Source organism: Streptomyces sp. NPDC033131 (genome assembly GCF_055578365.1).
Genome location: NZ_JBVIPA010000100.1, coordinates 1 through 5,156 on the forward strand (window position 1 = coordinate 1; position 5,156 = coordinate 5,156).

A 5,156-nucleotide genomic window follows, 5' to 3' on the forward strand; every position below is an offset into this window, starting at 1 on the left:
GGCAGGTCGGTGAGCTGCATCGCGGTGCGGTGCCCGAAGATCGAGATCTCGTTGCCGGCCGGGCCGAAGGGGATCACCGCGATCGCCATGAAGGCCGGGATGGCCGCGACGATCGGCGCGAGGACGTAGACCACCTTGTCCGCGCGCTTGACGATGACGTCTTCCTTCAGCATCAGCTTCATGCCGTCGGCGAGCGACTGGAGCATGCCCCAGGGGCCGTGCCGGTTGGGGCCGATGCGCAGCTGCATCCAGGCGACGACCTTGCGCTCCCACACGATGGAGAACAGCACGGTCAGCATCAGGAAGGCGAAACAGAACACCGCCTTGACGACCACCAGCCACCACGGATCGTGGCCGAAGAAGTCGAGTTGGTCACCGGGTTCGGCCAGAACTGTGAGGTGACGGTTCATCGGGACTCCTCCACGGTGGTGCCCGCGCCGACGCCGGCCGACGCGATGTCGACAACGCGGCCGGGGCCCACCCCGAGCGTGCGTGCGGCTCCGCCGTCGGTGGAGTTGAGCGGGACCCAGACCACACGGTCGGGCATGTCGGGAGTGGCGGCCAGCGGCAGGGTGAGCGACCCGGCAGGACCGGTCACGGTGACCGCGCCGCCGTCCACCGCACCGATCTCGGCGGCCGTGACGGGCGACATCCTGACCGACGCGGGAGAACGGGTGCCTGCGAGGTGGTCGTCGCCGTCCTGCAGCACGCCGTTGTCCAGCAGCTGCCGCCAGCCGGCCAACATCGCCTGCCCTGCACCTGGCCGGGGCAGCGCCTCGGGGGGATCGTCAAGGACGTCCGGCCGTTCCCCCGCCCATGGACCGAGGGCAACCAGCTCGCGACGGGCAGATGCGACGTCGGGCAGGCCGAGGGACGCGTCCATGGCATCGGACAACATGCTGAGCACCCTGAGATCGGACGGCAGAGGTCGCCGCGTCAGCTGATCGGGCGTGACCGCCGCCTCGAAAGCCCGTATGCGGCCTTCCCAGTTGAGGAAGCTGCCGACCTTCTCCGCAACGGCCGCGACCGGCAGCACCACATCGGCGCGGGTGGTGACTGCGGAGGACCTCAGCTCCAGGCTGACCAGGAACGGCACCCGTTCGATGGCCTTCTCGGCAGCGGCCGGGTCCGGCAGGTCCGCCGTCTCCACACCCCCGACCAGCAATGCCCCGAGGTTGCCGCCCGCCGCAGCCGCCAGTATCTGGCTGGTGTCGCGGCCATATCCGCCGGGGATGGAGCCCTCACCCCAGACAGCCTCGGTCTCGGCGCGGGCGTCAGGATCGCTGTCGGGTCGCCCGCCCGGCAGCAGCCCCGGCAAGGCTCCGGCCTCCACCGCGCCCCGCTCGCCGGCGCGCCGGGGGATCCAGGAGAGCCGCGCCCCGGTGGCCACGGCGAGTCGCACAGCGGCGGTGAGCGCCCCAGGCACGGTAGCAAGGCGCTCTCCGACCACAATCGCCGCGCCGGGGCATCGCAGCAGCTCGCCGGCCCGGGCGCCCTCCCCCGGCGGCGGCTCGTTGCCGGCCAGTTGGTCCAGCCGGTCGGCCTCGGTGCCTGGCACGGTCGGCAGCAGCGTGCCACCGAGTTTGGCCAGTCCCCGGGAGGTGTGGGTGGTGAGGGAGAAGACCTGCAGGCCCTTCCGCGCCGCCTTGCGCAGCCGCAGGAAGACGATCGGTGACTCCTCCTCCGGTTCGAAACCCGCGAGCAGCACAGCCGGTGCGGCCTCCAGATCGCGGTAGGTCAGCCCGGTGCCGTCCACGTCGATGCCGCGCCCGGCGACAGCGGCGGCCAGGAAGTCGGCCTCCTCACCGCTGTGCGGGCGGACCCGGAAGTCGACGTCATTGGTGCCGAGCGCCACCCGGGCGAACTTCGCGTAGGCGTAGGCGTCCTCGACGGTGGCTCGGCCGCCGACCAGGACTCCCACACCAGCGGGTTGGCTGCCGCCAGCCCGGTCACGCGCGGCGACGAGTCCGGCAGCCGCGGTGTGCAGCGCCTCGGGCCAGCTAGCTGTCTCCAGCTCACCGGTCTGCGCGTTCCGTACCAAAGGGGTGGTGAGCCGGTCGGGCAGTTGGGCGTAGCGGAACGCGAAGCGCCCCTTGTCGCAGTTCCACTCCTCGTTGACTTCCGGGTCGTCGCCCGCGAGCCGTCGCAGCACCTTGCCGCGCCGGTGGTCGGTGCGCATCGCACAGCCCGCAGCGCAGTGCTCGCAGACGCTCGGCGAGGATGTGAGGTCGAACGGACGTGCCCGGAAGCGGTACGCAGCGGACGTCAGCGCGCCAACCGGGCAGATCTGAATGGTGTTGCCGGAGAAGTACGACTGGAACTGTCCGCCCTCGCCGGTGCCCACTCGCTGCAGCGCGCCACGCTCCATGAGATCAATGAAGGGGTCGCCGGCGATCTGGTTGGAGAAGCGGGTGCAGCGGGCGCACAGCACGCACCGCTCGCTGTCCAGAAGTACCTGGGTCGAGATATTGATCGGTTTGGGGAAGGTCCGCTTGACTCCGTCGAAGCGGGACTCGGAGTGGCCGTGTGACATGGCCTGGTTCTGCAGGGGGCACTCGCCGCCCTTGTCGCAGACCGGGCAGTCCAGCGGGTGGTTGATGAGCAGCAGCTCCATCACCCCGCGCTGGGCCTTGTCAGTGACGGGCGAGGTCAGTTGGGTCCTCACGACCATCCCCTCGCTCACCGTGGTCGCGCACGAGGCCAACGGCTTACGCTGGCCCTCTACCTCGACGACGCATTGGCGGCAGGCGCCGGCCGGGTCGAGCAGCGGGTGGTCACAGAACCTGGGGATCTGAATGCCGATCATCTCGGCAGCTCGGATGACCAGGGTTCCCCTGGGCACCTGGAGTTCGATCCCGTCGATGGTGACCTTGACGAGGTCGTGCGGCGGCGGGGCGGGAACCGCCCCGGAGGGATTGCCGGTCGCGACAGTCATGGAGCCAGCCCTGCCTTCTGCTGGGCGGGAAGACGGACGGACGACCGCCTGGCCCGGTGCCGGTCGGCCCAGGCGGTCGACTTGGCCGGGTCGAAGGGGCAGCCCCGGCCAGCGATGTGGTCTTCGTACTCCGCGCGGAAGTACTTGAGGGAGGAGAAGATCGGCGAGGCGGCGCCGTCGCCGAGGGCGCAGAAGGACTTGCCGTTGATGTTGTCGGCGATGTCGTTCAGCTTGTCGAGGTCGCTCATGACGCCCTTGCCGGCCTCGATGTCACGCAGCAACTGCACGAGCCAGTACGTCCCTTCGCGGCACGGGGTGCACTTGCCGCAGGACTCGTGGGCGTAGAACTCGGTCCAGCGGGTCACGGCTCGCACGACGCAGGTCGTCTCGTCGAAGCACTGCAGAGCTTTTGTGCCGAGCATGGAACCCGCGGCGCCCACTCCTTCGTAGTCAAGAGGGACGTCGAGGTGCTCTTCGGTGAACATCGGCGTCGAGGACCCGCCGGGGGTCCAGAACTTGAGCCGGTGCCCGGCGCGCATGCCGCCGCTCATCTCGAGGAGCTGACGGAGTGTGATGCCGAGCGGTGCCTCGTACTGACCGGGACTGGTGACATGGCCGCTGAGCGAGTAAAGCGTGAAGCCCGGAGACTTCTCGCTGCCCATCGACCGGAACCATTCCTTGCCCTTGTTCAGAATCGCGGGAACCGACGCGATCGACTCGACGTTGTTCACGACAGTGGGGCACGCGTAGAGGCCCGCGACAGCGGGGAAGGGAGGACGCAGTCGCGGCTGACCACGGCGGCCCTCGAGCGAGTCGAGCAGTGCGGTCTCCTCACCGCAGATGTACGCGCCCGCGCCCGCGTGCACGGTGATGTCGAGGTCGAGTCCGCTGCCCAGGATGTTCTCGCCGAGGAAGCCGGCCTCGTAGGCCTCACGGACGGCCTCGTGCAACCGCCGCAGGACGGGGACGACTTCACCCCGCAGGTAGATGAAGGCGTGCGAGGAGCGGATGGCGTAGCACGCGATGATCATGCCTTCGACGAGGCTGTGCGGGTTCGCGAAGAGGAGCGGAATGTCCTTGCACGTTCCGGGTTCCGATTCGTCGGCGTTGACCACCAGATAGTGCGGCTTGCCGTCCCCCTGGGGGATGAACTGCCACTTCATTCCGGTCGGGAATCCCGCGCCGCCCCGGCCGCGCAGCCCGGACTCCTTGACGTACGCGATGACCTCGTCCGGAGACATGGCCAGCGCCTTGCGCAGTCCCTCGTAGCCCTCGTGTCTCCGGTAGACGTCGAGCGACCAGGCCCTGTCCTCGTCCCAGAAGGCCGACAGCACGGGTGCGAGCAGCTTCTGCGGGCTGGTCTCATTGATCTCCGGTGCCAAGGTCATCACTCCCCCTCCTCGAAGACCGGGCCCGCCGGGTGGGACGGGTCGGAAGCCGATGTGTCCTGCGGCGCGTCGTGCGAGCTGAGGTGTTGGGTGGGTGACGGCTCGTGCGGCGGCGTGCCCTTGGGGGCGCCACCGCCCCTGGGGTGCACCACGCGCGCGGGCCTGTCGCCCTTGGCCAGCCGGAGCCCGGTCAGTGAGGCGGGGCCCGCGCTTCCAGTCGCCTCGACGGCCCCGGGCCGCTCGTCGGGGAAGCCGGCCAGGATCCGCGCGGTCTCCTTGAAGGTGCACAGCGGCGCCCCGCGCGTGGGCTCGACCTCGGCTCCCTCGCGCAGGTCGTCGACGAGGCGTTTGGCGCTGTCGACGGTCTGGTTGTCGAAGAACTCCCAGTTGACCATCACGACGGGCGCGAAGTCGCAGGCCGCGTTGCACTCGATGTGCTCCAGGGTGACCTTGCCGTCCTCGGTGGTCCCGCCGTTTCCGACGCCCAGGTGCTCCTGGAGGGACTCGAAGATCGCGTCGCCGCCCATCACCGCGCACAGCGTGTTCGTGCAGACGCCGACCTGGTAGTCACCGCTCGGCCGGCGCCGGTACATGCTGTAGAAGGTGGCGACCGCGGTCACCTCGGCCGTGGTCAGGTTCAGCACGTCCGCGCAGAACTTCATCCCGGTGCGCGTGACATGGCCTTCCTCCGACTGCACGAGATGCAGCAGCGGCAGCAGGGCCGAGCGGGAGTCCGGGTAGCGGGCGATGATCTCGCGCGCGTCCGTCTCCAGCCTTGCTCGGACGTCGTCCGGGTACGCGGGCGCGGGCAGTTGGGGCATGCCCAGGCTGAC

Annotated in this window: 4 protein-coding genes; all 4 read right to left on the reverse strand. The window is 69.6% G+C overall.

All coding sequences use genetic code 11. The features are described from left to right. On the reverse strand, positions 1 to 410 hold a 410-nt coding region (locus ACZ5XS_RS45535), incomplete at its 3' end, for an NADH-quinone oxidoreductase subunit H (RefSeq protein WP_468661606.1). Continuing rightward, entirely contained in the window at positions 407 to 2,935 is a 2,529-nt protein-coding gene (locus ACZ5XS_RS45540; RefSeq protein WP_468661607.1) for an NADH-quinone oxidoreductase subunit G, read from the reverse strand. The genes ACZ5XS_RS45535 and ACZ5XS_RS45540, both read right to left, overlap by 4 nt. Beyond that, the gene (nuoF, locus tag ACZ5XS_RS45545) at positions 2,932 to 4,326 is read right to left on the reverse strand and encodes an NADH-quinone oxidoreductase subunit NuoF (RefSeq protein WP_468661608.1); all 1,395 of its coding nucleotides are present in this window, start codon (positions 4,324 to 4,326) and stop codon (positions 2,932 to 2,934) included. The genes ACZ5XS_RS45540 and nuoF overlap by 4 nt, the downstream gene beginning before the upstream one ends. After that, positions 4,323 to 5,156 (reverse strand): NADH-quinone oxidoreductase subunit NuoE (gene nuoE / locus ACZ5XS_RS45550; RefSeq protein ID WP_468661609.1); only part of this gene is annotated, 834 nt, incomplete at its 5' end. The genes nuoE and nuoF, both read right to left, overlap by 4 nt.